At 38.4% G+C, this 1,215-nt stretch carries 1 protein-coding gene; it reads left to right on the forward strand.

Going from position 1 to position 1,215, the window contains the following annotated elements; genetic code table 11:
- Positions 1–4 precede the first annotated feature (4 nt).
- Positions 5–1,215, forward strand: a 1,211-nt coding sequence (locus V1L66_RS19870) for an IS1182 family transposase (RefSeq protein WP_409072231.1), incomplete at its 3' end; no start/stop codon positions are given.

Below are 1,215 nucleotides of genomic sequence, written 5' to 3' on the forward strand. Positions count from 1 at the left end.
AACCATGATGACGAAAAATCAAATCAATGAACGTGAACAATTAGAAATGCTAACGATTGATCAATTAGTTCCCCAAGATCATTTAGTACGAAAACTAGAGGCGGCTATTGATTTTTCATTTATCTATCCTTTAGTAGAAAACCTCTACTCTGCTAAAGGACGCCCTAGTATTGATCCTGTTGTTCTCTTTAAAATGACGTTTATTCAGTACGTTTTTGGTATACGGTCCATGCGTCAAACCATCAAAGAAATTGAAACGAATATGGCGTATCGTTGGTTTTTAGGATTTGGCTTCCATACAGAAGTCCCGCATTTCTCTACCTTCGGTAAAAATTATGTCCGTCGCTTTCAAGACACTGATATATTTGAGCAGATATTCTATCGTATATTAAAAGAGATTATGCATCAAGGACTCCTCCATGCAGACCATTTATTTATCGATTCTACGCATGTGAAAGCGAGTGCGAATAAACGAAAGTATGATAAAAAAGTTGTGCGAAAAGAAACACGGGCTTATGAAGAGAAACTTCAATTAGAGTTAAATATGGATCGTGAGGAACACGGAAAAAAGCCCTTTCCCCCGGAGAAGTTTGAAAAGGAAGAATGGAAAGAAATAAAGGAAAGCACGACAGATCCTGAAAGTGGCTATTACGTGAAGGATGAACGTACGAAGCAGTTTGCGTATTCTTTTCATGCAGCGACAGATGAAAAGGGCTTTGTCTTGGGTGCCATTGTAACTCCGGGAAATGTGCACGATAGTCATGTATTACAGCCACTTGTGGAAAAAGTCATTGAAAACGTTCAAAAACCATTAGCTGTTGCGGCAGATGCAGCCTATAAAACACCAGCGATTACGAATTTTTTATTAGAGAATCAAATGTTGCCTGTTCTTCCTTATACACGTCCTAAAACGAAAGATGGATTCTTCCGAAAGCATGAGTATATATATGATGAGCACTATAATTGTTATCTTTGTCCACAAGGACAGATATTGAAGTATACGACAACGACTAAAGAAGGGTATCGTCAATATAAATCGAATCCTTTGATTTGTGCGAAGTGTCCAAGCCTTTCCCAATGTACAGAAAGTAAGCATCATCAAAAACTCATTCAACGCCATATTTGGGAGTCGTATGTGGAGGAAGCTGAACATTTACGCCATTCCTATGACATCAAACAGATTTATGCAAAGCGCAAAGAAACGATTGAGCGTGT

The sequence above is a fragment of the Lysinibacillus sp. IITD104 genome, assembly GCF_036698265.2.
Lineage (GTDB): Bacteria > Bacillota > Bacilli > Bacillales_A > Planococcaceae > Lysinibacillus > Lysinibacillus boronitolerans.